General features: G+C 69.6%; 23 protein-coding genes. 11 read left to right on the top strand and 12 right to left on the bottom strand.

Going from position 1 to position 22630, the window contains the following annotated elements; genetic code table 11:
- Positions 1–30: 30 nt before the first annotated feature.
- Both ACXJJ9_RS05390 and ACXJJ9_RS05385 read right to left on the bottom strand, forming a co-directional pair.
- Positions 31–723: a ketosynthase gene (locus ACXJJ9_RS05390; RefSeq protein ID WP_457096209.1), complete on the bottom strand. Its 693-nt coding sequence runs from the start codon at positions 721–723 to the stop codon at positions 31–33.
- 32 nt (positions 724–755) lie between these two features.
- Positions 756–1040 carry a phosphopantetheine-binding protein gene (locus tag ACXJJ9_RS05385; protein WP_457096208.1) on the bottom strand — a complete coding sequence of 95 codons (285 nt, stop codon included), beginning with the start codon at positions 1038–1040 and terminating at the stop codon, positions 756–758.
- Between the two features lie 185 nt (positions 1041–1225).
- Here ACXJJ9_RS05385 and ACXJJ9_RS05380 point away from each other — a divergent pair, with 185 nt between their 5' ends.
- The 3 genes from ACXJJ9_RS05380 (at position 1226) to ACXJJ9_RS05370 (ending at position 3923) form a co-directional block, all read left to right on the top strand.
- The gene (locus ACXJJ9_RS05380; RefSeq protein WP_457096207.1) at positions 1226–2551 is read left to right on the top strand and encodes an NAD(P)/FAD-dependent oxidoreductase; all 1326 of its coding nucleotides are present in this window, start codon (positions 1226–1228) and stop codon (positions 2549–2551) included.
- Positions 2548–3552, top strand: a complete 1005-nt coding sequence (locus tag ACXJJ9_RS05375) for a chorismate transformation enzyme, FkbO/Hyg5 family (protein WP_457096206.1) — start codon at positions 2548–2550, stop codon at positions 3550–3552. The genes ACXJJ9_RS05380 and ACXJJ9_RS05375 overlap by 4 nt, the downstream gene beginning before the upstream one ends.
- A gap of 122 nt (positions 3553–3674) precedes the next feature.
- Positions 3675–3923 carry a hypothetical protein gene (locus ACXJJ9_RS05370; RefSeq protein WP_310054552.1) on the top strand — a complete coding sequence of 83 codons (249 nt, stop codon included), beginning with the start codon at positions 3675–3677 and terminating at the stop codon, positions 3921–3923.
- A gap of 25 nt (positions 3924–3948) precedes the next feature.
- On the opposite strand, the gene ACXJJ9_RS05365 is transcribed toward ACXJJ9_RS05370, so the two are convergent.
- The gene (locus tag ACXJJ9_RS05365; RefSeq protein ID WP_457096205.1) at positions 3949–5499 is read right to left on the bottom strand and encodes a dipeptide ABC transporter ATP-binding protein; all 1551 of its coding nucleotides are present in this window, start codon (positions 5497–5499) and stop codon (positions 3949–3951) included.
- 25 nt (positions 5500–5524) lie between these two features.
- A complete protein-coding gene (locus ACXJJ9_RS05360; RefSeq protein WP_457096204.1) occupies positions 5525–6391 on the bottom strand; it encodes an ABC transporter permease in 867 nt (288 codons plus the stop codon).
- Positions 6392–6588: 197 nt separating this feature from the next.
- Between ACXJJ9_RS05360 and ACXJJ9_RS05355 the strand changes: the two genes are divergently transcribed.
- From ACXJJ9_RS05355 to hemB, 6 genes are all read left to right on the top strand, one after another.
- A complete protein-coding gene (locus ACXJJ9_RS05355) occupies positions 6589–8034 on the top strand; it encodes an OprO/OprP family phosphate-selective porin (RefSeq protein ID WP_457096203.1) in 1446 nt (481 codons plus the stop codon).
- A 16-nt stretch (positions 8035–8050) separates the two neighbouring features.
- Positions 8051–9070 (top strand): sulfate ABC transporter substrate-binding protein, encoded by a 1020-nt coding sequence (locus ACXJJ9_RS05350; protein ID WP_457096202.1) that lies wholly within the window; start codon positions 8051–8053, stop codon positions 9068–9070.
- Positions 9071–9097: 27 nt separating this feature from the next.
- Positions 9098–9964, top strand: coding sequence for a sulfate ABC transporter permease subunit CysT (gene cysT, locus ACXJJ9_RS05345; protein ID WP_457096201.1), 867 nt, complete (start codon positions 9098–9100; stop codon positions 9962–9964).
- The gene (gene cysW / locus ACXJJ9_RS05340) at positions 9957–10817 is read left to right on the top strand and encodes a sulfate ABC transporter permease subunit CysW (RefSeq protein WP_457096200.1); all 861 of its coding nucleotides are present in this window, start codon (positions 9957–9959) and stop codon (positions 10815–10817) included. The genes cysT and cysW overlap by 8 nt, the downstream gene beginning before the upstream one ends.
- A 111-nt stretch (positions 10818–10928) precedes the next feature.
- On the top strand, positions 10929–12056 hold the full coding sequence (locus ACXJJ9_RS05335) for a sulfate/molybdate ABC transporter ATP-binding protein (RefSeq protein ID WP_457096199.1): 1128 nt from the start codon (positions 10929–10931) through the stop codon (positions 12054–12056).
- A 121-nt stretch (positions 12057–12177) separates the two neighbouring features.
- Positions 12178–13167, top strand: a complete 990-nt coding sequence (gene hemB / locus ACXJJ9_RS05330) for a porphobilinogen synthase (RefSeq protein WP_457096198.1) — start codon at positions 12178–12180, stop codon at positions 13165–13167.
- Between the two features lie 44 nt (positions 13168–13211).
- Here the strand turns inward: hemB and ACXJJ9_RS05325 are convergent, their stop codons facing one another.
- Positions 13212–14129: a TolB family protein gene (locus tag ACXJJ9_RS05325; RefSeq protein WP_457096197.1), complete on the bottom strand. Its 918-nt coding sequence runs from the start codon at positions 14127–14129 to the stop codon at positions 13212–13214.
- A 224-nt stretch (positions 14130–14353) separates the two neighbouring features.
- On the opposite strand from ACXJJ9_RS05325, the gene aroE reads away from it, so the two are divergent.
- Together aroE and ACXJJ9_RS05315 are read left to right on the top strand one after the other, a co-directional pair.
- Positions 14354–15208, top strand: coding sequence for a shikimate dehydrogenase (aroE, locus tag ACXJJ9_RS05320; protein ID WP_457096581.1), 855 nt, complete (start codon positions 14354–14356; stop codon positions 15206–15208).
- Between the two features lie 14 nt (positions 15209–15222).
- Entirely contained in the window at positions 15223–15480 is a 258-nt protein-coding gene (locus ACXJJ9_RS05315) for a YkgJ family cysteine cluster protein (protein ID WP_457096196.1), read from the top strand.
- Positions 15481–15503: 23 nt separating this feature from the next.
- Here the strand turns inward: ACXJJ9_RS05315 and ACXJJ9_RS05310 are convergent, their stop codons facing one another.
- The 7 genes from ACXJJ9_RS05310 to ACXJJ9_RS05280 form a co-directional block, all read right to left on the bottom strand.
- On the bottom strand, positions 15504–15800 hold the full coding sequence (locus ACXJJ9_RS05310; protein WP_457096195.1) for a hypothetical protein: 297 nt from the start codon (positions 15798–15800) through the stop codon (positions 15504–15506).
- An 89-nt stretch (positions 15801–15889) separates the two neighbouring features.
- The gene (locus ACXJJ9_RS05305; RefSeq protein ID WP_457096194.1) at positions 15890–16327 is read right to left on the bottom strand and encodes a hypothetical protein; all 438 of its coding nucleotides are present in this window, start codon (positions 16325–16327) and stop codon (positions 15890–15892) included.
- Positions 16324–17652, bottom strand: a complete 1329-nt coding sequence (locus ACXJJ9_RS05300; protein WP_457096193.1) for a DUF58 domain-containing protein — start codon at positions 17650–17652, stop codon at positions 16324–16326. The genes ACXJJ9_RS05305 and ACXJJ9_RS05300 overlap by 4 nt, the downstream gene beginning before the upstream one ends.
- A 127-nt stretch (positions 17653–17779) precedes the next feature.
- Complete coding sequence (locus ACXJJ9_RS05295) at positions 17780–18796, bottom strand: AAA family ATPase (protein WP_457096192.1); 1017 nt, start codon at positions 18794–18796, stop codon at positions 17780–17782.
- Between the two features lie 5 nt (positions 18797–18801).
- The gene (locus ACXJJ9_RS05290; protein ID WP_457096191.1) at positions 18802–20028 is read right to left on the bottom strand and encodes a DUF4350 domain-containing protein; all 1227 of its coding nucleotides are present in this window, start codon (positions 20026–20028) and stop codon (positions 18802–18804) included.
- Positions 20025–21581, bottom strand: coding sequence for a DUF4129 domain-containing protein (locus ACXJJ9_RS05285; RefSeq protein WP_457096190.1), 1557 nt, complete (start codon positions 21579–21581; stop codon positions 20025–20027). The genes ACXJJ9_RS05290 and ACXJJ9_RS05285 overlap by 4 nt, the downstream gene beginning before the upstream one ends.
- Positions 21582–21618: 37 nt before the next feature.
- On the bottom strand, positions 21619–22629 hold the full coding sequence (locus ACXJJ9_RS05280; protein ID WP_457096189.1) for a stage II sporulation protein M: 1011 nt from the start codon (positions 22627–22629) through the stop codon (positions 21619–21621).
- Position 22630 lies beyond the last annotated feature (1 nt).

The following is a 22630-nucleotide window of genomic DNA, read 5'->3' as shown; positions in this document are numbered from 1 at the left end:
CCACACCGGGTCACGCGCCCCTCCGGCGCGCTAACGCAGGAATCCCTGCCAGAACGCCGGTCCCAGCCGCGCCATCCTGTGCATGAAATCGGCGAAGTTGCGGTAGGGCCGCTCCTTGACGAAACGACCGCGCAGCAGGTATTCGCCGACGAAGAAGGTCCCGACCACGCCGTAGTTGACGAGGTTGGCGAGCAGCGAACCCTGCTCGCGCACGATGCCCCATGCCGGCGCATGGCCCAGCCGTGCCAGCACGCCGCCGGGCACCTCGGCAAAGGCGAGCACGCCATTGACCACCGCCAGCATGCCCAGCAACAGCGACCACGCCGCGGTGAGCCGGCGCGTATAGCGCAGCAGGTCGGCCGGAAGGTCCTGTGCGGGCCGCTGGTGAATCGCAGCCACTATCCGGGTGATCAGCGCCTCGCGTGGCACGCGCAGGCTGCGGCCAAACAGCCACGCCAGCGTCGCCAGGATCAGGACCGGCGGCGCCAGCAGCAACAACTGCGCGATTTCCGTGCGGGCCAGGGCGTACAGGCCTGCCGCAAGCAACGCGGCCAGTCCCCATGCCCACGCGCGCGGGCGCAGCAACGGCCCGACCAGGAAGACCAGGATCAGGTCGCCCAGGGCCAGCGCCGCCGCTTCACCGCTGCCGGCGCGCGTCGCCCAGAAAGCCAGCGGCGGGTAGGCGAGCGCGAACACCGTCCGCGCCGCGACTGAACGGTTCATGCGTTGGGCCGGGTTGTGATGGGCAGGCCCGGTCAGGCCGCCTTGTTGTGCTCGATATGCGCCGACAACGCGCGCAGCGACCCGAAGATGCGGCGATTCTCGTCGTTGTCCGAACGCAGCTGGAAGCCGTATTTCTTCGAGACCGCCAGCGCCAGTTCCAGGGCGTCGATCGAATCCAGCCCCAGGCCCTCACCGAACAAACGCGCCTCCGGATCGATCCCGGCGGGATCGGTGCCTTCGAGATTCAGGCTCTCGACCAGCAACTGGGCCAGTTCGGCTTCGGCGGCCGTCTGGGCGGGGGCGTGTATTTCAGACATCGGTAAATCCGGGCAGTACAGGTACGGGGGCGCAACGATCCAGCATCGCGCCCCGTGGTGCAAGCCTCGTCTTGACGGGCACCGACTATCATGACCGGATGACACATTCGCCCGACGCCCGCTCCGCAGCCCCCCGCCAACAGGCCACGGACGCCGCCAGCGATGCCCACGTGCTGGATCACGTGATGAAAACAGACGTCCTGGTGATCGGCGGCGGACCCGCCGGCACCACCGCCGCGACATTCCTCGCCCGCCAGGGCTGGAAGGTGCTGCTGCTGGAGAAGGACCACCATCCCCGCTTCCACATCGGCGAATCCCTGCTGCCGATGAACCTGCCCATCCTCGAGCGCCTGGGCGTGCTGGAACAGGTCCACGCGATCGGCACCTTCAAGGCCGGCGCGGATTTCCCGCTGGCGTGCCGCAATCCCGATGGGACGGACTACAACACCTTCCGCTTCGACCGCGCGCTCAATCCGGTCTTCCCGCACGCCTACCAGGTGCACCGCGAGGAATTCGACCAGTTGCTGTTCGCCCATGCCGGGCGCTGCGGCGTCGACGCCCGCGAGGGGGTGAAGGTCGAGCGCATCGAATTCGGCGCGGACGATCGCCCCGAGCGCGTGTATGCGCGCAGCGAGGACGGCGTCGCCCTGGACGTGCGGCCGCGCTATGTGATCGACGCCAGCGGCCGCGACACCTTCCTCGGCAACCGCTTCAAGCTCAAGCGCAAGAACGAGAAGCACCAGTCGGCGGCGATCTTCAGCCACTTCGACGGCGTGCAGCGTCGCCCCGGCACCGATGACGGCAACATCACCGTGCAGCGCTTCGCCCACGGCTGGATGTGGCTGATCCCGCTGCCGCGCGGCGTGATGAGCATCGGCGCGGTGTGCTTCCCGTCCTACCTCAAGCAGCGCCGCGGCGAGAGCGAACGCTTCCTCATGGACACCCTGCTGGGCGAACCGCAGGTCGCGGCGCGCATGCAGGGCGCGACGCGCGTCGCCCCGGTGCACGTGACCGGCAACTACGCCTACAGCTGCACGCGCATGGCCGGGCCCGGCTGGCTGATGGCCGGCGATGCCTATGCGTTCGTCGATCCGATCTTCTCCTCGGGCGTGTACCTGGCGATGGACAGCGCCGAGCAGGCGGCGAAGGTCGTCGACGGCGCGCTGCGCGAACCGGTGCGCGAAGCCGCGCTGCAGGCGGCGATGGCCCGGCGCATGGTGCGCGGCCTGCGCTGGTTCCAGTGGTTCATCTATCGCTTCAACACGCCAGTGATGAAGCACCTGTTCAACAACCCCCGCAACGCGTGGCAGGTGGAACAGGCGGTGATCTCGATGCTGGCGGGCGATGTCTTCGACAACCCCGCGGTGGTGCGGCGTTTGCGCCTGTTCCGGGTGATCTATGCCCTGACCGCGTTGCAGCAGATGCCCGGCGCATTGCGCGGCTGGCTGCAGCGCCGGCGCGCGGCGCGCGAAGGTTTCAGCGGCGACACCCTGCAGCAGGGCAATCCATGAGCGCAGTGGAACCGCTGGTGCTGCCTTCGCACCTCCACATCGGCTACAGCGATGCGACCACTGAAGCATTGCTGGCCGCGCCGGACACGCTCGCCGTGATCGGCTTTGGCGACGGCGCCCCCACCCATGATGACCCGCGTTACCTGCGCGTCGCGCTGCAGCCGCACGGCGCGGCGCCGCTGGAGCACTGGCGCGCGCACGGCCCGGTCGCGCGCGGTCGCGACGCCGGCGTGGCGTGGGCGGAAGACGGCGCGCTGCAGTTCGGGGCCATCGAACTGGACGAGGACGAAGGCGACATCGAGGCCGCCGCGAGCGCCGCCTACGCCAGGCTGGGCGCGTTCACGCAGGCACGCGGTTACCCGCACCTGCTGCGCGTGTGGAACTACCTCGACGGCATCACCCATGGCAACGGCGACGCCGAGCGCTACCGCATCTTCTGCGTGGGCCGCGCGCGCGGGCTGGGCGAATTCGATCCCCAGGCGCTGCCGGCGGCCACCGCGATCGGCCACTCGACCGCGGCCGGCGCGCAACGCCTGCAGGTCTACTGGCTGGCATCGCGCACGCCGGGCACGCCCCTGGAGAACCCGCGCCAGATCAGCGCCTACCGCTACCCGCGCCAGTACGGCCCGCAGCCGCCGAGCTTTGCCCGCGCGATGCTGCCGCCCGGCACGGTGATGCCGCTGCTGATCTCCGGTACCGCGGCGATCGTCGGCCATGAATCGCGCCACGCCGACGATATCGGCGCGCAGCTGGACGAAACGCTGGCCAACCTCGATAGCCTCATCGCCGCCGCGCATGCGCGCCGTCCCGAGCTGCCGGCGCGCATGGGCGCGGGCACGCAGCTGAAGGCCTACGTGCGCGACCGCGCGGACCTCGACACCGTGTCGGCATTGCTGCGCGAGCGGGTCGATCCAGGCGTGCACTTCGTGGTGCTGCACGCGGCGATCTGTCGCCGCGAGTTGCGGGTGGAGATCGACGGCGTCCACGACATCGCTGGCTGAGCACGCGCTACGCGCGCTGCGCACACCTAGCAGCCGGATGGGCCATCGGTTTACTTGAAGCGGCGCCGCGCCGGCGCCATCTTGTGCGCATCGGCCGCGCCGCGGCCCGGGAGCAGGCAACGATGGGGCTGATCAGTGTGTTGTGGGGCATCCTCGCCCTGTGCTGGATGGTGCTGGCCCTGATACCGGTCATCGGCCTCACCAATTGGCTGCTGATTCCGTTTGCCGCGGTGGGCGCCATGATCGCGGCGATCGGCATCCTGTTCACCCGCAGCGAGAACCGCGGGCGCGCGAAGACGGGCCTGATCCTCAATGGCATCGTGATCGTGGTCGCCGCGATCCGCCTGAGCCTGGGCGGCGGGCTGATCTGACCACGGCCTGAGTGTGCGCCCCCGCCTAGGTCGCGGGACGCGCCGCCAGCAGTGCGCGCGTGTGCGCGTGTTGCGGTTGCCGCAACACCTCGATGGTCGCGCCGGTTTCCACGATGCAACCGGCATCGAGCACGGCGATGCGCTCGGCCACCGCGGCCGCGGCCGCCAGGTCGTGGGTCACGAACAGCAGGGCCAGCCCGCGCTCGCGCTTGAGCCGTGCCAGCAAGGCGAGGATGGCGGCGCGGTGGTGCGCATCCAGGGCGGAGACCGCTTCGTCGCAGACCAGCAGTTCGGGCGCGGTCGCCAGTGCGCGCGCGATCGCGATGCGCTGGCGCTGGCCGCCGCTGAACTGGTGCGGGTGGCGGTCGAGCATGTCCGCCTCCAGGCCCACCGCGACCAGCAGTTCCGCCGCCTTGGCGCGGCGCGACGCGGCATCGCCCCGACCGTGGATGCGCAACGGCTCGGCGACGATGTCGGCCACGCGCAGGCGCGGATCGAGCGAGGCGTAGGGATCCTGGAACACCACGCCCATGCGTGCCCGCAGCCTGCGCAGTTGCGCGCGGCCGAGCGTGGTCAGTTCGACGCCATCGAACCGCACGCTGCCGTGCGCGCCGCGCAGCAGGCGCAGCAATACGCGGCCAAGCGTGCTCTTTCCGCTGCCGCTTTCGCCCACCAGGGCGAGGCCTTCACCGCGGCGCAACTCGATGGAGACGTCATGCAGGGCGTCGCGCGGCGCGCGCGGATAGCGCAGGCGCAGGCGTTCGCCGCGCAACAGCACCGGCGCGGGTGTGTTCCTTACGGGCAGCGGATCGAGGCGGTCGGCTGCCAGCAGTTCGCGTGTGTACGCGTGCTGCGGATCGGCGAACACCGCACGCGTGTCGCCCTGCTCGACCACCGTGCCGCGCTGCAGTACCAGCAGGCGCTGCGCGTACGCGCCTACCAGCGGCAGGTCGTGGCTGATCAGCAGCAGCGACAACCCCTCCTCGCGCCGCAGCGTGTCGAGCAGGTCGAGGATGTCGCGGGCGATGCGTGCGTCCAGCGCCGACGTCGGCTCATCCGCGACCAGTACGCGCGGTTGCGCCGCCAGCGCGAGGGCGATGGCGATGCGCTGGCGTTGGCCGCCGGAGAATTCGTGCGGGTACCGGCGCAGGGCCGCCGTGGGTTCGGGCAGCTGCACGCGGGCGAACAAAGCTTCGGCCTCGCGCCGCGCCGCGGCCCGCGACAGCCCGCGCAACACGCGCAACGTCTCGACCAGCTGGGCGCCGACGCTGCGCAAGGGATGCAGGCTGGCGAGCGGATCCTGCGGGACCCAGCCGAGCACGCGCCCGCGCAGCGCCGCGTGCGCGGGCGAGCCCAGGGCGATGGCGCGGTCTTCGTGGCGCAACTGCCCCCGTGCGTGCAGTCCGGCGGGCAGCAACCCGAGCAGCGCCAGCGCGGTGAGGCTCTTGCCGCTGCCGCTTTCACCGACCAGGCCGAGGCATTCGCCGGCGTGCAACTGCAGCGCCAGCGCGTCGAGCAGCGACCGCCCGCCGGCAGCGATGGACAACCCCTCGATTGCGAGCACCGGCCTGCTCATGCCACCCCTGCTCATGCCAGAGTGCTCATGCCGCCGCACTCTCGCGTTCGACGCGCGTGCCGCTGCCAGTGTCGCCGCGGATGTCCAGCCAGTCACGCAGGCCGTCGCCGAGGAACTGGAAGGCCGCCAGCGTCGCCACCAGGAACACCGCCGGGAACAACAGTGTCCACGGCGCGCTGTCGAGTTCCTGCACGCCCTCGCTCAGCAGCGTGCCCCAGCTCGCCGATGGCTCATCGACCGAGAGCCCGAGGAAGCCGAGGAAGCTCTCCACCAGGATCGCCTGCGGCAGGATCAGGCCGAGGTACACGAACGCCAGCGGCAACAGGTTCGGCAGCACGTGCCAGCGCAGGCGCTGGCCGAAATCCGCGCCGGCCGCCTGCGCGGCGAGTACGAATGGCGCCTCGCGCAGGCGCGCGGCTTCGGCGCGCATCACTCGCGCGAGGTCGATCCACACGTAACCACCGATCGCCGCCAGCAGCAGTCCCAGCGAACGCTCGAACAGCGTCAACAGCAGGATCACCACCAGCAGGAAAGGGATTGCGCTGAAGACGTCGAGCACGCGCAGCAATGCGCGCTCGACGCGGCCGCCGGCCAGTCCGGCGATCGCGCCGTAACCCAGGCCGATCACCAGCGCGACGATGCTCGACAGCAGGCCGACGGTCAGCGACAAGCGTCCGCCGGCCAGCGTGCGGGCGAAGACATCGCGGCCGATCGCATCGGTACCGAACCAGTGCCCGCCCACGCCGGGCCGCACCGACATCGCGCCCCAGTCCGGCGTGTGCGGATCGAAGCGGGTCGCCAACGGTCCCAGCCAGCACAGCAGCGCCAGCACGGCCAGCGCGATCAGGCAGGTGCGCGCCAGCGGCGGCAGGGGACGGTAGCGGACGGACATCGACGCCATCTTACGGTCTGCGCGCGGCCTGCCTGCCCGCGGTGGCGTGTCCCGCTTGATCGCGGTCATTGCCGGCGGGCCGCTACATCGGCACCCTGCCTCGTCCAGATGCGCAACCGGCATATGCAGATGAGGCATGACCGTTTCCGCCCCGCCGCGCGCATCGCCACTGTGTTCCTCCAACCCTGGTGATCTCCATGCCCGCACGTCCAACCACTTCCCCGCGCCGCACCCCGATGTTCGCCGCGCTCGCGTTCGTGCTGCTGCCCCTGCACGCCCACGCGGCCGAAGTCACGGTCGAAGAACTGGCCAAGCGCCTGCAGGTCCTGGAGCAGCGCCTCGGCGTGACGGCGACCACCGCCGACAGCGCCGCCCTGGCCGACCTCGACCAGCGCCTGCGCGTGATCGAACGCAAACTGGAACTGCAGGCAGAGGAATCCGCCGCGAAGGCCGCCAAGGAACCGGTCGTGAGCCTCAGCCCCAAGGGCCTGTCGATCAAGTCGCCGGCGAGCGATGGCATCGAGGTGAAGTTCAAGGCGCTGGTGCAGGCCGACGGCCGCCTCTACCTCGATGACGAGCAGCTACCGCAGAACGACACCTTGCTGCTGCGCCGCGTCGAACCCACCATCGAAGGGACCTGGGGCCCGCTGCTTGGCTTCCGCCTGCAGGCGCAGCTGGCGGGCGACAGCGCCACGCTCAACGATGCCTACCTCGACCTGAAATTCGATCCGCGCGCGACGCTGCGCGTGGGCAAGTACAAGCAGCCGTTCGGCCTGGAGCAGTTGCAGTCCGCCGGCAGCCTCGCCGCCATCGAGCGTGGCCTGCCCACCGAGCTCACGCCGGGCCGCGATCTTGGCGTGCAGCTGCAGGGTGAATTCGCCGGCAGCACGCTGAATTACGCCGTCGGTGTGTTCAACGGCGTCGTCGATGGCCGCGACGCAGTCGCGTCCAACCCGGACAACGAATTCGAAGCCACCGCGCGCGTGTTCTGGGAGCCATACAAGAACGCCGCCAATGCCTGGTCGGGCCTGGGCGTCGGCATCGCGACCAGCGTCAGCGACAACTTCGGCGCCGGCCCCAATTTCCTGCCGCGCTACCGCACGCCGGGGCAGGTGCAGTTCTTCGGTTACCGCGCCGAAGCCGCCGCCGACGGCCTGCACCGGCGCTGGTCGCCGCAGGCGTACTACTACAACGGCCCGCTCGGCCTGCTCGGCGAATACGTCACCTCCGAACAGGAAGTGCGCCTGGTCGCCGGCGCCAGCGCCGGCCGCGTGGAGCACCTGGAGAACAACGCGTGGCAACTCAGCGGCAGCTGGGTGCTGACCGGCGAGGACGCCTCCTACCGCGGCCTCGCCCGGCCTAACCACCCGTTTACGACCGGTGCGGCAGGCTGGGGTGCGCTGGAACTGGTCGCGCGCTACGGAGAACTCGATGTCGACGACGACGCCTTCCCGCTGTTCGCCAATCCCGCCACGTCCGCGAGCCGCGCGCAGGCGTGGACCGTCGGCCTCAACTGGTACCTCACCCAGAACCTGAAGCTGGTCGCCAACTACAGCCAGACCACGTTCGAGGGCGGCGCCGCGGCCGGCGCCGATCGCGAGGACGAGAAAGCCTTCTTCACCCGCGCGCAGCTTTCGTTCTAGACACCCAAGGCCCCCCATGACCTCCCCCACGCTCCGCATGACCCTTCGTTCCGCGCTGCTTGCCGCCGTCCTCATCGGCGGCAACGCGATGGCGAAGGATGTCGAACTGCTCAACGTCTCCTACGACCCGACACGCGAGCTTTATTCGGAAGTCGACCGCGCCTTCGCGGCGCAGTGGAAGCAGGAAACGGGTGAAACCATCAATGTGCGCGCCTCGCACGGCGGTTCCGGCAAGCAGGCGCGCGCGGTGATCGACGGCCTCGAAGCCGACGTGGTCACGCTGGCGCTGGCCGCCGACATCGATGCCATCGCGGACAAGGGCAAGCTGCTGCCGGCGAACTGGCAATCGCGCCTGCCGCACAACAGCGCGCCCTACACCTCGACGATCGTTTTCCTCGTCCGCAAGGGCAATCCGAAGGGCATCAAGGATTGGAACGACCTGGCCAGGCCGGGCGTCGCCGTGATCACGCCGAATCCGAAGACCTCCGGCGGCGCGCGCTGGAACTATCTCGCCGCGTGGGCCTGGGCGTCGCGCGAGTACCGCGACGGCGGCAAGGTCGTCGACTACCTCACCCGCGTGTTCAAGAACGTGCCGGTGCTCGATACCGGGGCGCGCGGCGCGACCACGACCTTCGTCGAACGCGGCATCGGTGACGTGCTGGTCGCGTGGGAGAGCGAAGCGCTGCTGACGGTTTCGCAACCGGACACGCGCGGCAAGTTCGAAGTGGTCGTGCCGTCGATCAGCATCCGCGCCGAACCGCCGGTGGCCTGGGTCGACAAGAACGTGGCCAAGCACGGCACGCGCAAACAGGCCGAGGCGTACCTGCGCTTCCTGTATTCGCCGGAAGGCCAGCGTCTGGCCGCCAGGCATTTCTACCGCCCGGCCGAACCCGACAAGGTCGGAGCGGCGGAACTGGCGCGCTTTCCGAAGGTGCCGCAGATGACGATCGACGAGGCCTTCGGCGGCTGGAAGAAGGCGCAGGCCGAGCATTTCGCGGACGGCGGCTTCTTCGACCGGATCTACCAGCCGAAGTGAGCCTTGGGCTCGCCCGCTGACACCGTCATGACCGCCGCCGTCCTGTCCCCGCTGATCCCGTTTCGCAGCCGCCGCCCGCTGCCCGGGTTCGGGCTGAGCCTCGGACTGGGCATGGCCTGGCTCGGCGTGGTGGTGTTGCTGCCGCTGCTCGCGCTCGCCGTGCGTGCGGCCGGGCTCGGCGGCGACGGCTGGCTGCGCGCGATCCACGACCCACGCGTGCAGGCGGCGCTGAAACTCAGCTTCGGCGCCGCACTGGTAGCGGCCCTGCTCGCCCTCGTGGCCGGCGCGATCGTGGCCTGGGTGCTGGTGCGCTATCGCTTTCCCGGTCGCCGCGTGCTCGATGCGCTGGTCGACCTGCCATTCGCCTTGCCCACCGCCGTCGCCGGCATCGCCCTGACCGCGATCTATTCCGGCAACGGCTGGGTTGGACGGTTCACGGAGGCGGCGGGACTGAAGATCGCCTACACGCCGCTCGGCATCGTCATCGCGCTGGTGTTCATCGGCCTGCCCTTCGCCGTGCGCACGGTGCAGCCGGTACTGGAAGCGCTCGGCCACGAACAGGAAGAAGCCGCGGCATCGCTGGGGGCCTCGCGCTTCACCACGTTGCGCCGGGTGATCCTGCCGGAACTGCTGCCGGCCCTGCTCACCGGTTTCTCGCTCGCCTTCGCGCGCGCGCTGGGCGAGTACGGCTCGGTGATCTTCATTGCCGGCAACAAGCCGTATTCGACCGAGATCGCGCCGCTTCTCATCACCATCCGCCTGGAGGAGTACGACTACAACGGCGCGATTGCCATCGCCGCGCTGCTGCTGGCGGCATCGTTCGTCTGCCTGCTGGCGATCAACGCGATCCCGTCTCTGTTCGCCCACGAGCGCCGGGAGAAACCACATGGCTGACGCGAACGTCGACGGCGCCCTGCACTCACCGACGTGGCTGCGCACGGCGCTAATAGTGCTCGCCGTGCTGATCATGCTCGGCCTGGTCGTGCTGCCGCTGCTGATGGTGCTCGGCGCCGCGTTCGGTGAAGGCTTCAAGGCGTGGTGGACGGCCCTGCGCGAACCCGATGCGCGCTCGGCGCTGCGACTGACCTTGTTCACCGCGGCGATCGTGATTCCGGTCAACGCGGTCTTCGGCACGCTGATGGCGTGGGCGGTGACGCGCTTCGAATTCCGCTTCAAGAAACTGCTGCTGTCGCTGATCGACCTGCCATTCGCGGTATCGCCGGTCGTCGCCGGCCTGTGCCTGGTGCTGTTGTTCAGCACCACCCATGGCTGGTTCGCTGGCCTGCTCGAAACCTGGAACGTCCGCATCCTGTTCGCGCGGCCCGGCATCGTGCTGGCCACCTTGTTCATCACCTTCCCGTTCGTGGTGCGCGAGCTGATCCCGCTGATGCAGCAGCAGGGCAGCGACGAGGAACTCGCTGCGCGCTCGCTCGGCGCGGGGGCGTGGACCATGTTCCGCCGCGTCACCCTGCCCAACATCAAGTGGGGCCTGCTCTACGGCGTGCTCCTGTGCGGCGCGCGCTCGATGGGCGAATTCGGCGCGGTGTCGGTGGTGTCCGGGCACATCCGCGGCCTGACCAACACGCTGCCGCTGCACATCGAGATCCTCTACAACGAGTTCGACAGCACGGCGGCGTTCGCGGCGGCGTCGTTGTTGAGCGGCCTGGCGCTGGTGACTTTGATCATAAAGTTCTGGCTGGAGGCCAGGCATGGTGATGCGCTGGCTAAGACGCATCGGAGGCATTGAATGAACGTTGTTCGAGTTGATTTCGAAAAGGCCAAGGCGCCGCGGACTGGGGGTGCTTCACCCGGTTCGCCGGTGATGGTTCATCATGGTTCCGTTCCCCGGAGGCGAGGCATGGACCTGCACATTCGCCAGCTCAGCAAGCGCTACACCGATGTCGCCGCGCTGGACGCGGTCGACCTCGACATCGCTTCGGGTGAACTGGTCGCGCTGCTCGGCCCCTCGGGCTCGGGCAAGACCACGCTGCTGCGCGTGATCGCCGGCCTGCTGCACGCCGACAGCGGCCAGGTGCTGTTCGGCGACACCGATGCCACGCGCCTGAGCCTGCGCGAACGCAACGTCGGTTTCGTGTTCCAGCATTACGCGCTGTTCAAGCACATGACCGTGGCCGAGAACGTCGCCTTCGGCCTGCGCAGCCGGCCGCGCTCCAAGCGTCCGGACAAGGCGACGATCGCGCGTCGCGTCGAGGAACTGCTGACACTGATCCAGCTGGCGGAACTTGGCGAGCGCTATCCGGAGCAGTTGTCCGGTGGCCAGCGCCAGCGTGTCGCCCTGGCGCGCGCACTCGCGATCGATCCGACCGTGCTGCTGCTCGACGAACCCTTCGGCGCGCTCGATGCCAAGGTGCGTGTCGACCTGCGCCGCTGGCTGCGGCGCCTGCACGAGCAGACCGGACAGACCACGTTGTTCGTCACCCACGACCAGGAAGAAGCGCTCGAGCTCGCCGACCGCGTGGTGGTGCTGCGCGAGGGCCGCATCGAGCAGGTCGGCACGCCGCACGAGATCTACAGCGCGCCGGCATCGGAATACGTGTTCGATTTCATCGGTCGCGCCAATGCCGTCGAGGGCCGGTTCGACGGCGGCAACTTCGTCGCCATCGGACATGAGTTGCGGCTGCCGATCGAAGGTGGCGCACCCCTCGCCGGGTCGACGCAACCCGCGCGCCTGTACGTGCGCCCGCACGACCTCGCCATCGTCCCAACGGACGAAGGCTGGTCCGCGAGGGTCGCGGCCGCGCACCGCCTCGCCGATCGCATCACCCTGGAGCTCGACGTCGAGCACCAGCCGCGCCCGCTGGAACTCGACTTCGCGGCCACCCCGGACGTCGAAATCCCCGCCGTGGGCCAGACCGTCGCCGTCGCACCGTTGCGCTACCGGGTCTATCCGTCCGCGCCGACAAACGCCGCGCCGCCAGGCACCCAAGGCGCGAAGCCGCCGGGCGTGCCGCCGCGCGGGCGGTAGCGGCATGCGGTCGGTTACGCCGCAACAACCCCGGGTGTGGCCCTCTGCCCAGCCGGGTGTCGGAACCGCTGTGTCCTGTTCGCGCAAGGCCCGCAGCGCGGGCGCAGCGTAGAATTGCCGCATGAGCTATCCCTACACCCGCCCGCGGCGGATGCGCCGCGACGATTTCTCGCGCCGGCTGATGCGCGAGACCGTGCTCACCGCGAACGACCTGATCTACCCGGTCTTCGTCCACGAACTCAAGGGCCGCGAAGCCATCGCTTCGATGCCCGGCATCGAGCGCGTCTCCATCGACGAGCTGCTGAAGGTCGCCGAGCAGGCCAGCGAGCTGCGCGTGCCCGCGCTCGCCCTGTTCCCGGTCACCGCGCCGGAAGCCAAGTCTCTGACCGCCGAAGCCGCGTGGGCCGACGACGGCCTGGTGCAGCGCGCGGTGCAGGCGCTCAAGCAGCGCTTCCCGGAACTGGGCGTGATCACCGACGTCGCCCTGGATCCTTACACCACGCACGGCCAGGACGGCCTGATCGACGAGAGCGGCTACGTGCTCAACGATGAGACCGTCGAGGCGCTGGTGCAGCAGGCGCTGTCGCACGCGCGCGCCGGCGCCGACATCGTCGCGCCCAGCGACATGATGGACGGCCGCATCGGCGCCATCCGCGGCGAACTGGAAGGCGAAGGCCATGTCCACACGCGCATCCTCGCCTACAGCGCGAAGTACGCGAGTGCGTTCTACGGGCCGTTCCGCGATGCGGTGGGTTCGGCCGCCGCGCTCGGCAAGGGCAACAAGTACACCTACCAGATGGACCCGGCCAATTCCGACGAGGCCCTGCAGGAAGTCGCGCAGGACCTGCAGGAAGGCGCGGACATGGTGATGGTGAAGCCGGGCCTGCCCTACCTCGACATCGTGCGCCGGGTGAAGGACGAATTCGGCGTGCCGACCTTCGTCTACCAGGTCAGCGGCGAGTACGCGATGCTCAAGGCGGCCGCGCTCAACGGCTGGATCAACGAACGCGCGTGCGCGCTCGAGGCGCTGACCTCGATCAAACGCGCCGGTGCCGATGGCGTGCTCAGCTATTTCGCGCTGGATGCGGCGCGCTGGTTGCGCGAAGACTGACCCGGGTCTGCCTTCGCGCCCGGGCCGCCGCTGCTACACGCCCGTTACTGCGCGCAGCCGGGCTTGCCACTGACCGTCGGCGCCTTCATCCGGTAGATGTCGAGCTTGCCGGCACTGGGCGCGCGGGCCTTGCCGGTGACCAGCAGCTCGCCCGGCTTGTTCCAGTCGATGCCCGGACCCAGCGTCCACGCCTCGGCGCTGTTGAACGACAACGGCAGCGCTGCCGCGTCGGCATAACGCTGGCCGTCGCACTGCGCGAGGAACAACTGCATCGGCTTGTCGTCGGCATTGGCCGAACGGGTGAAGACGATTGCCTTGCCACCGTCCAGCCACGCCGCATCGAACTCGTCGCCGCGCGTGTTCACGCCCGGCACCGGCTTGCGGTCGCCGAACGCGGTGCCGTCCCAGCGCGCGACAAACAGGTCGTGGCGTCCCGCACCGCCGAAACCGTTGCTGGCGAACAGCAGCGACTTGCCGTCGCGACTGGGCGCCGGCGCCCATTCGTCGCCCTTGCTGTTGACCCCGGGACCGAGGTTCTCCGCGTTGCCGAAGCCGCCGTCCGCGCGCACCGCGACCCGGTACAGGTCGTCTCCGCCCACACCGCCATCGCGGTTGGAGAAGAAGTACAGCCAGCGCCCGTCGGCGCTGAAGGCCGGATCGAAATCGTTCGCCGTCGTGTTGATCGGCAACGGTTGCGGATCCTGCCAGCGCCCCTGCTTGAGGCTCGCCTGCCACAGGTCCCAGCCACCCTTGCCGCCGGTGCGATCGGTGCTGCCCCAGACGATGCGCTGGCCATCGGCGCTGACCGTCGCGCGTACTTCCGTTGCCGGCGTCGACACCACGTGCATGCCCTCGATGCCGAATTCGGCGAGATAGGCGTGGGCGCCGAATGAGAGCAGGCCGGCGAGCAGGACCAATCCGGTCAAGGGAGATCCGGTCAAGGAGGCGGAGTGGCGGCGCATCGTGGCGTCCCTCGTGAACGAGGCGTCAATGTGCCGGACTTGCTGACTCCCCGCCATCGCAAAACCTGTCGCTGGCGCACAGTTCGCGATGGCAGGCGTAGACTCGCAGCGGACGCGGCCGGCCGGCCATACGCTTCGCGTTCCGTCCAATACGCACGGCCGTGCAGCGCACCCTGTCCGGTACGCGGCTGGCCCAACCGTTCATCTTTTCGCGCGAGGCTTTCATGTCCGTCCAGCGCTACGCCGTCATCGGCCATCCCGTCGCCCACTCGCTGTCGCCGCGCATCCATGCCGCCTTCGCCCGCCAGACCGGCATCGGACTGGAATACGCCGCGATCGATGCCGCGCCTGAAGACTTCGATGCCGCGCTGGCCGCATTCGCCGCCGAAGGTGGCGTCGGCGCCAACATCACCCTGCCGCACAAGCTCCGTGCCGCGCAGATCTGCACTTATCTCAGCGAAGCGGCGCAACGCGCTGGCGCGGTGAACACGCTGACGCGCGCAGCGACGGGCTGGCAGGGCGACAACACCGACGGCGTCGGCCTGGTGCGCGATCTCACCGAGCGCCATGGCCTCGACCTGCGCGCGCGGCGCACCCTGCTGATCGGCGCCGGTGGCGCGGCGCGCGGCGTCGCGCCGGCCCTGCTCGATGCGGGGATCGGCGGCCTCTACATCGTCAACCGCACCCCCGAGCGCGCCGATGCGCTCGCCGACATGCTCGCCCTGCCCGGCCGCGTGCATCCGCGTTACCTCAAGGACGTGGGCACGCTGGGCAATTTCGATCTCGTCATCAATGCGACGTCGGCCTCGCGCGGCGACCCGCTGCAATCGCTGCCGACGCTGCCGACCAACCTCATCGCGCCGCGTGGCGCCGCGGTCGACCTGAGTTACGGCGAAGCGGCGATCCCCTTCCTCGCCTGGGCCCGCTCGGCCCGCGCGCACGACTGCATCGATGGCCTGGGCATGCTGGTCGAACAGGCTGCGGAGAGCTTCCAGCGCTGGCACAAGGTCCGCCCGGAAACCGATGCGGTCTACGCGAAGTTGCGGGATCGCGAACCGATCCTCGTGACCGCCGACTGAGGCGACACCGTTCGATGGACTGCCGCGACCGCTGCGGCGCGTGCTGCATCGCGCCTTCGATCACCTCGCCGATCCCTGGCATGCCGCATGGCAAGCCGGCGGGGATTCCGTGCGTGCAGCTGGACGATGCGTTGCGCTGCCGGCTGTTCGGCAAACCCGAGCGGCCTGCGTTCTGTGCGTCGCTGCAACCGCACGCGTCGATGTGCGGTGCATCGCGCATCGAGGCGATGGCAACGCTGACCGCACTCGAGTACGCCACGCGTCCGGACTGAGGACGCGCGCGGCACGATTTGACCTACGGCGCCGTTGCCACCGACCTGTTCGCCTGCGGCGTTGCCGCATCCCCGTTGGGGGTCGGCGATGCCGGTTCGTGAGTGACGACAACGGATCGCGGGGCCACGCTGGCGTGCGCGGGCGTCGAGGCGCCGGGCGCGGCGATCACGGCGTCGGAGGTCAGCACAGTCGCTGTTGCGAAGTAGGTCGCCATGTCCCGGCCGACCTTGATGGCAAGACCGAGCACGGTGGCGGTGATGATCCCGGCAACGGTCAAGGCGAGCTTGGCCCAGCGGGCGGTGGTGACGGCGGTATCCATGGGGTCTCCAGCGGGGGACCCATTGCACGTCGCCGCCTGTGCCGGCGCAGTGAAGTACAGCGCGTCGCGCGCGCGCTGCTACCCCGTCTTCAACCCAGGACGAAGGTGAAGCCCGCCGTGCACCTGGCCGGCACCGCCTCGTCACCGGCCTGCGCGGGCGTGAAGCGCCACGAGCGCACCGCTAAAGTCATGTGCTGGCCGAACGTGGCGGGCGTGGTTGGCGTCGACTCAATGTCCGTCGTATGGCCGCCGGCATCGACCGTGAATGTCGCGTTCACCGGCCATGCCATCGGCAGATGACGGACCTTGCGATCCTCGATCAGCGCCGGGTTCAACATGCTGATCGGATATACCGGCGCCTTTCCCGAGGCCAGCTGCGGCGGTTCCTGGTATTCGCCCTCACAGGCCACGCGGTAGCGTGCGGGATCGATGCTGGTGTTGGCACGGAAGGTGGTGGGCTGTGACACGCAGCCCGCCATGGAAACAGACAGCAGGAACAGGTAAGTGCAGTTGATTCTTGGGGTCATAGCAGTCCGTCCCGTTTGATCGCCAGATATTTCTCCACCAGTGCCGCGGCCAGCTGCCCGCAGGCCACATCCAGCACCATCACCCCGTGGCTGCGCAGCGCATCATGCGCGGCGTTGCGCTGGGCGAGGTACTGCGCCGTGGCCCCGGCGCGGATGGCGGACGGCAGGTCGTGCACGTCCTGCGCCAGCGTGGAATCGAGCGAGCCCTCGCGCAGGCTGGCGACGCACACCAGGTGGCGCCTGCGCAGCATCTGCACCGCCGCCAGCAGGTCGTCCATGTCCTCGTCGCGCAGGTTGGTCACCAGCATCACCAGCGCGCGGCGGCGCTGGCGCAGCGACAACTCGGTGGCGGCCTGCAGGAAATCGGTGGCGACGGGCTTGGGCTGCAGCGCGTAGGTCGCGCGCAACAGGTTGTCGATCGCGCCGACGCCGCGTTGCGGCGGCACCCAGGCACTGTCGCCGCCGCTGGCCAGCAGGCCGACGCCATCGCCCTGGCGCAGCGCGAGGTAAGACACCACCAGCGACGCATCCAGCACGTGGTCGAAGTGGGCGAGTTCGCCATCGCGTGCGAGCAGGCGCCGGCCGGTATCCAGCATCAGCACCAGCTGCTGGTTCTTCTCGTCCTGGTATTCGCGCGAGATCAGGCGCCGCGCGCGCGCTGTCGCCTTCCAGTCGATCTGGCGCAGGCTGTCGCCGACGCGGTATTCGCGCATCTGGTGGAAATCGGTGCCTTCGCCGCGGCGCCGCTTCACGTGCGCGCCGACCAGGCGCGAGGCCTGTTCCGCGCTGAACATCGCGAAGCGCGCGAGCGGTGCGAAGTTCGGGAACACGCGCACCCGTTGCGCCGCGCCAGCGACGCGCAATTGCCACCACAACCGCCACGGCGAATGCAGGCGCAGCTGCACCCCATCGAAGACGAAGTCGCCGCGCGCGGTGGCACGCAGGGTGTAGTCGAGGCTCGCGGCTTCGCCACGCCGCAGGCTCAGGCGGCGCGGCAGGCCCTGCATGGCCCAGCTCCCCGGATGCAGGTCGAAGACGTCGACCCGCTGCGCGCGGCTGGCCTGCAGCTTCAATGCCACCGGCCGCTCGACGCCGATCGGCCAGGTGTCCGGAACACGCCTCTGCACATCGGGCGTGGCGCCCTGCATCACGCGGAGTGCATCGAACGCCGCCAGCAGCAGCAAGGCCACGCCGGCAGCCTGCCACGCCGACACCGGTGCGTACTCGATGCTGGCGGCGAGGCCCAGCGCCGCCCACAGCGCGAGCAGCGCGAGCAGCGCTGGCGCGGGACGGGGCAGGCTGGTTGTCGAAGACGCATTACTCATGGGTGCGTGACTCATGGGTGCGTGTCATACGCCGAATGCAAGCAGGTGCGCAAAGCCCGCGCTTCACCCATGCAGCGCGCTGCGGCGCGTTGCAGTCGACCGCTGCCTGCGGGTCGTCGCGGCGCCCTCATTGCCGCGGCGCTTCCACCTTGGCCAGCAGTGCATGCAGCACGTCGTCGGGTTCCTGGCCTTCGATCTGCAGTTCCGGTGCCAGTGCGATGCGATGGCGCAGCGCCGGCTTGGCGATTTCGCGCACGTCGTCTGGCGTGACGAAGTCGCGGCCGGAGAGCACCGCCTGCGCGCGCGCCGCGCGCACCAGGGCGAGGCTGCCGCGCGGACCCGCGCCGAGCGCGATCCCGGCCCAGTCGCGGGTGGCGGCGGCGATCCGCACGGCGTAGTCGATCACCGCGTCGTCGACCGTCACCAGCGCGGTGCCGAGCTGCATCGCCACGATTTCCTCGGGCCCGACCACGCGCCGCACCTGCGAAAGGTCGAAGTCGGAGGCCATGCGGCCTTGGCTCACCGCCACGACCATCTTCTTCTCGTCGGCGCGCGAGGGATAACCGATCAGCACCTTGAGCAGGAAGCGGTCGAGCTGCGCTTCCGGCAGCGGATAGGTGCCTTCCTGCTCGACCGGGTTCTGCGTGGCGAGGGTCAGGAACGGCGGCGCCAGTTCGAAGCTGTGGCCTTCGATCGTGACCTGCATTTCCTGCATCGCCTCGAGCAGCGCCGACTGCGTCTTCGCCGGTGCGCGGTTGATCTCGTCGGCGAGCAGCAGGTTGGTGAAGACCGGTCCGCGGCGGATGTTGAAGGTCTCCGTCTTCGGGTCGTACACGGCGTGGCCGCTGATGTCGGAGGGCATCAGGTCCGGGGTGAACTGCACGCGGGCGTAGCCGCAGTCGAGCGTCTTCGCCAGCGCGCGTACCAGCAGGGTCTTGCCCAGGCCGGGCACGCCTTCGATCAGTGCATGGCCGCCGGCGAGCAGTGCGATCAGCACATGGTCGAGGGCATCGGCCTGGCCGATGAAGGCCTTGCCGACCTCGTCGCGGATCGCGGCGGCGCGTTGCGCCAGCGCTTCGCCCGTGATCGGCGTGATCGTGCGCGGTGGGGCCACGTGATCCGGAGCCAGGGGAGGAATCAGCATGTCGCTCATAGTCGGTTTCTCAGTCGGATCAGGGTGGCGATGCGGGTGCGGAAGGCGGTGTGGTCATTGGCGAACGGCGGCAGCAGGGCGTCGCGAATCTCCGCCGCCGGCACGTCGTTGAAGCGTTCAGCGAGCAGCATCAGTTGCGGGTCGCCCTGCAGCGCCGCGGCCTGCGGATCACGGCGACGCAGGCGCGCGAGGAAGGCGTTGCGCGCCGCGTCGTAGAGCAGGTGCGCGTAACCGTAGCGGTATTCGAGTTCGCCGCTGGCGACGATGTGCTCGAGCAGCGAACGCCGTTCGGTCGATGGCGCCGGCAACCCCGGTCCGAAGCGCTGCATGCGCCGCCACAGCCACAACAGCAACGCGAGCAGCAGCGGCCCCCACGCCATCCAGCTATGGCGGATGATCGTCACCCACAGCGACGGCATCTGCGCGGCATAGACCAGGTGCACGGTACCGGCGCGAAGGTTGGGTTGCAGCAGCTGGCGCGCCAGCAGGAAGCTGGCCGGATCTTCGAGCTCGTCGCTGTCGAGGAAATCGAGGTCGGCCAGCACATCGACGCTGCCGTTGCCGCGTCGGATGCGCGCGAACACGTAGCCCGCCTTCAGGTCGCCCCAGCTGTGCACCGGATTGGCGCCGGCGAGGGTGAACCGGCGCGCCCCGCAGAACAGCATGCCCTCCGCACGCTCCGCCGCCGCGTCCGTCTGCACCGTCGCGGCTTCGTCCACGGCGGGCTCGCGGTTTCCCTTCATCTCCGCGCACTCGCTGTTGTCGCGGCCCATCGGCATCAGCTGCAGGTCGGCAAACAACGGCACCGGCGTGTTCGTCGCCAGCAGCCCCAGCGGAGGCGTGCGCACGATCAGGTGGCCGCCGGCGTCCACCCAGTGCAGCAGTCCGGCGGCTTCCGGCGCCGTCAGCGTGCGCGGATCGTTGTAGATCACGACGGTGTCGCGTGCGGCCAGCGGCACGCTGGCTTCGTCGTTGCCGGCGCCGGGCAACAGTTGCAGGCGTCGGCGCGACTGCACGGCCACGCCGTCCTTCTGCAGCGCCAGCTGCAGCGCGTACAGCGGATTACGCCGCGCCTCGCCGGTACGCGGCATCTGGATACGGCGCTCGACACGCTCGTGCGTATGCAGCCACCACGCCGCGAGTCCGCCGAGGACGACGATGCCCAGCAGGGTCAGCAGCGCGATGCGCATCGAGCCGGGACGCAGGGAGGACGGCGCGTTCATGCCGCCACTCCCGCCCAGAACCGCTGCGCCAACTGCGTCAGCAGTTCCTCGAATTCCTCGCCGGCGGGCAGGCCATGCGCATAGGCGGCGGTCTGCCACACACGCACGACCCGCGCGAATGCTTCGCGGTCGGCCGCGGCCGGCAACTGGCGCGACGCGCGCAGCGTGTGCGCCTCGGTCGCGCCGGGCACGAGCACGACCTGCGCGCGCCGGGTCATCGCCTCGACGCTGGCGCGATACACCAGTGCCAGTGCGTCGCGCTCACGGCCCGCCTGCCACAGACGGCGCGCGGTGGCAGGCACGTCCTCGGGCAGCGGCGATTCCTCGGCCACGGGTTCGCGTTGCACTTCGTCCTGGTCACGCCCGCGCCGGCGCTCCGGATCGCGGATCCAGCCCAGCCACTTCGGCGCGGTGAGCAACAGCGCCAACACCAGGGCACCGACCACGATCCACAGACCGTACTCGCCGATGGACGCCAGCCATTCGCCGAGGCGGCCAAAGTCGGCCGGTGGGCGCGGGCTGTCGGGATTCTTCGGCACCCACTGCGTCACGGTGCGCCGGGGGCTGACGGCCGGGTCTTCGTACGTGCGTTTGACCGCCTGGCGCCAGCCGTCGTCGTCGACGACCTGCGGGCCAAAGACTTCGCGCAGGGTCGATTCGGCGCGTGGCGTCTGCCGCGCCGCGACGTCCGTGGCCGACGGCGCGGGCGTCTCCTGGACGAAGGGCTCTTCCTGCTGCGCGTGCGCGGGCAGCGCGCCCAACCCCAGCGCGCACAGCAACAGCAGCGGCGCGACCGCATGGCCCAGACGTGCGCGCAGGCGCCGCAGCACCATCTCGATGTCCCAGGCCTCGATCTCGGTGCGCCGGTTGAGGTAGAGGCCGAAGCCGGCGCCGACGTAGAACGGCTCCAGCGCGCTCGTCGCTGCCCATAGCAGTACGTTGCTGGTGAACTGCACCCAGTCCTGCTGCGACTCGAACACGTTCCACATCCGCGCCGCGGTTTCCTGCACCAGGTCGTTGGGCGCGAACAGCATCACCGTGGCCACCGCGCCCAGCAGCAGCGCGACCTCGAAATGCGCGAACACCAGCAGCACCAGCGAGGCCACGCCGTACACCGGCGAGCCCAATGCCCGGCGCCGCGCCCGCGCTTCCTCGCCGACGCCGCCTTCGAGCAGGTCCACTGGCAGGTACACCGCGCGCACCGGCCCCAGCCGGCGCCACAGGAGATAGGCCGGCAGCCAGCGCCGGCCGAAACTCCACTGCGCACGCACGGTTTCTCGCGGCGTTGGCACGTGGCCAAATACCGCGCGCGACAGCACGTACAGCGGGATGCGGTCGAACAGCGGCTTCAGCCACCACATCACCAGGCCGGCCATCCAGACCACGCCGAGCTGCCAGCACAACGCATTGACCAGCAGCAGCATCGGCAGCGACACCAGCAGCCACGGCTTCCACACGGCGCCGGCATGGCGACGCACGATCGCGGTGCCGAGTTCGACGGCTTCCCACGCAGTGCGTGGCCGCAGGGCGACGGTCAGATCCTCGATCCTCATGCGCGCCGCGCTTCCATTGTCAGGCGATGCCGCGGCGTCATGGCGACGACTCCGCATGGCGACGGTTGCGGCCGCCGGCCAGCAGCCACACGAACACGGCGCTCCACAGCACCGCCGCCACCGAGTACTTCACCGTGGCCGGCATCCATCCGATCGAGGACCAGAACGCCTCGATGAAGGCGGCGACGAGCAGCATCACCAGCACGCCCACGCTCAGCAGCGCGCCGCGGCGTCCGCCTTCGACCAGGGCATCGATGCGTCGCCGTTGTCCCGGCGCGATCAGGTTGAGGCCCAGGCGCAGTCCCGCGCCGCCGGCTATGACTATCGCGGTCAGCTCGAACGCCGCATGGCCGCAGACGAAGCGCCAGAACGGATCGCCATGGCCGACCGCCTGCAGGTGGCCGGCTACGGCGCCGGCACGGATGCCTTCGTTCGCCAGCGCCAGGATCGGACCGAGCCCGACCAGCATTCCGCTGGCGAATACCTTGAAGCCGATGCTGATGTTGTTCCAGATGTAGAAGCCGAACATCGCCACGTCGGTGCCGTTGTCGCGACCGAGCGCGCGCTGCGGGTCGTTCGGGTCGTACATGTCCTCGAAACCGGCGAGTTGTACCGGGTCGTACAGCGCGCTCGAGAGATCGGGCTGGATCTGGATCGCGGTGTACATCGCCACCAGCGGCAGCACGAACAACAGCATCGCCGCCAGCATCACGCCCTTCTCCGCGCGCACCAGGCGCGGAAACCCGGCCAGCACGAACTCCACCGCACGCCGCCAGCGCGGCGCCGGTATGCGGTACAGCACGCTGTGGCCGCGCTGCATCAGCTGCTGCAGGCGCTCGGTCACCACCGCGCTGTAGCCACGGCGGCGCGCCAGCGCAAGCTGCTGGCACAGGCGGCGGTACCGCGCGGGCATTTCGTGGTCGGCGAGGCCGTGCCAATCGCGCCGGTGCGCACGTGCCTTGCGCGCGCTGTCGCCACGCGCATCCAGCCATTGCTCGAGCGCGACCCATTCGGCCTGGTGGCGACGGACGAATATCTCCTGCCTCATC

It is taken from the genome of Lysobacter sp. P5_B9, from assembly GCF_054049835.1.
Note: the sequence above shows the minus strand (reverse complement) of the source record. Positions and strands in the feature narration are given on the sequence as shown.

Bases quoted from the DNA above. Each gene is read 5' to 3' on its own strand.
- ACXJJ9_RS05390 (WP_457096209.1), bottom strand. From the start codon at position 723: ATGAACCGTTCAGTCGCGGCGCGGACGGTGTTCGCGCTCGCCTACCCG.
- ACXJJ9_RS05385 (WP_457096208.1), bottom strand. From the start codon at position 1,040: ATGTCTGAAATACACGCCCCCGCCCAGACGGCCGCCGAAGCCGAACTG.
- ACXJJ9_RS05380 (WP_457096207.1), top strand. From the start codon at position 1,226: ATGAAAACAGACGTCCTGGTGATCGGCGGCGGACCCGCCGGCACCACC.
- ACXJJ9_RS05375 (WP_457096206.1), top strand. From the start codon at position 2,548: ATGAGCGCAGTGGAACCGCTGGTGCTGCCTTCGCACCTCCACATCGGC.
- ACXJJ9_RS05370 (WP_310054552.1), top strand. From the start codon at position 3,675: ATGGGGCTGATCAGTGTGTTGTGGGGCATCCTCGCCCTGTGCTGGATG.
- ACXJJ9_RS05365 (WP_457096205.1), bottom strand. From the start codon at position 5,499: ATGAGCAGGCCGGTGCTCGCAATCGAGGGGTTGTCCATCGCTGCCGGC.
- ACXJJ9_RS05360 (WP_457096204.1), bottom strand. From the start codon at position 6,391: ATGTCCGTCCGCTACCGTCCCCTGCCGCCGCTGGCGCGCACCTGCCTG.
- ACXJJ9_RS05355 (WP_457096203.1), top strand. From the start codon at position 6,589: ATGCCCGCACGTCCAACCACTTCCCCGCGCCGCACCCCGATGTTCGCC.
- ACXJJ9_RS05350 (WP_457096202.1), top strand. From the start codon at position 8,051: ATGACCTCCCCCACGCTCCGCATGACCCTTCGTTCCGCGCTGCTTGCC.
- cysT (WP_457096201.1), top strand. From the start codon at position 9,098: ATGACCGCCGCCGTCCTGTCCCCGCTGATCCCGTTTCGCAGCCGCCGC.
- cysW (WP_457096200.1), top strand. From the start codon at position 9,957: ATGGCTGACGCGAACGTCGACGGCGCCCTGCACTCACCGACGTGGCTG.
- ACXJJ9_RS05335 (WP_457096199.1), top strand. From the start codon at position 10,929: ATGGACCTGCACATTCGCCAGCTCAGCAAGCGCTACACCGATGTCGCC.
- hemB (WP_457096198.1), top strand. From the start codon at position 12,178: ATGAGCTATCCCTACACCCGCCCGCGGCGGATGCGCCGCGACGATTTC.
- ACXJJ9_RS05325 (WP_457096197.1), bottom strand. From the start codon at position 14,129: ATGCGCCGCCACTCCGCCTCCTTGACCGGATCTCCCTTGACCGGATTG.
- aroE (WP_457096581.1), top strand. From the start codon at position 14,354: ATGTCCGTCCAGCGCTACGCCGTCATCGGCCATCCCGTCGCCCACTCG.
- ACXJJ9_RS05315 (WP_457096196.1), top strand. From the start codon at position 15,223: ATGGACTGCCGCGACCGCTGCGGCGCGTGCTGCATCGCGCCTTCGATC.
- ACXJJ9_RS05310 (WP_457096195.1), bottom strand. From the start codon at position 15,800: ATGGATACCGCCGTCACCACCGCCCGCTGGGCCAAGCTCGCCTTGACC.
- ACXJJ9_RS05305 (WP_457096194.1), bottom strand. From the start codon at position 16,327: ATGACCCCAAGAATCAACTGCACTTACCTGTTCCTGCTGTCTGTTTCC.
- ACXJJ9_RS05300 (WP_457096193.1), bottom strand. From the start codon at position 17,652: ATGAGTAATGCGTCTTCGACAACCAGCCTGCCCCGTCCCGCGCCAGCG.
- ACXJJ9_RS05295 (WP_457096192.1), bottom strand. From the start codon at position 18,796: ATGCTGATTCCTCCCCTGGCTCCGGATCACGTGGCCCCACCGCGCACG.
- ACXJJ9_RS05290 (WP_457096191.1), bottom strand. From the start codon at position 20,028: ATGAACGCGCCGTCCTCCCTGCGTCCCGGCTCGATGCGCATCGCGCTG.
- ACXJJ9_RS05285 (WP_457096190.1), bottom strand. From the start codon at position 21,581: ATGAGGATCGAGGATCTGACCGTCGCCCTGCGGCCACGCACTGCGTGG.
- ACXJJ9_RS05280 (WP_457096189.1), bottom strand. From the start codon at position 22,629: ATGAGGCAGGAGATATTCGTCCGTCGCCACCAGGCCGAATGGGTCGCG.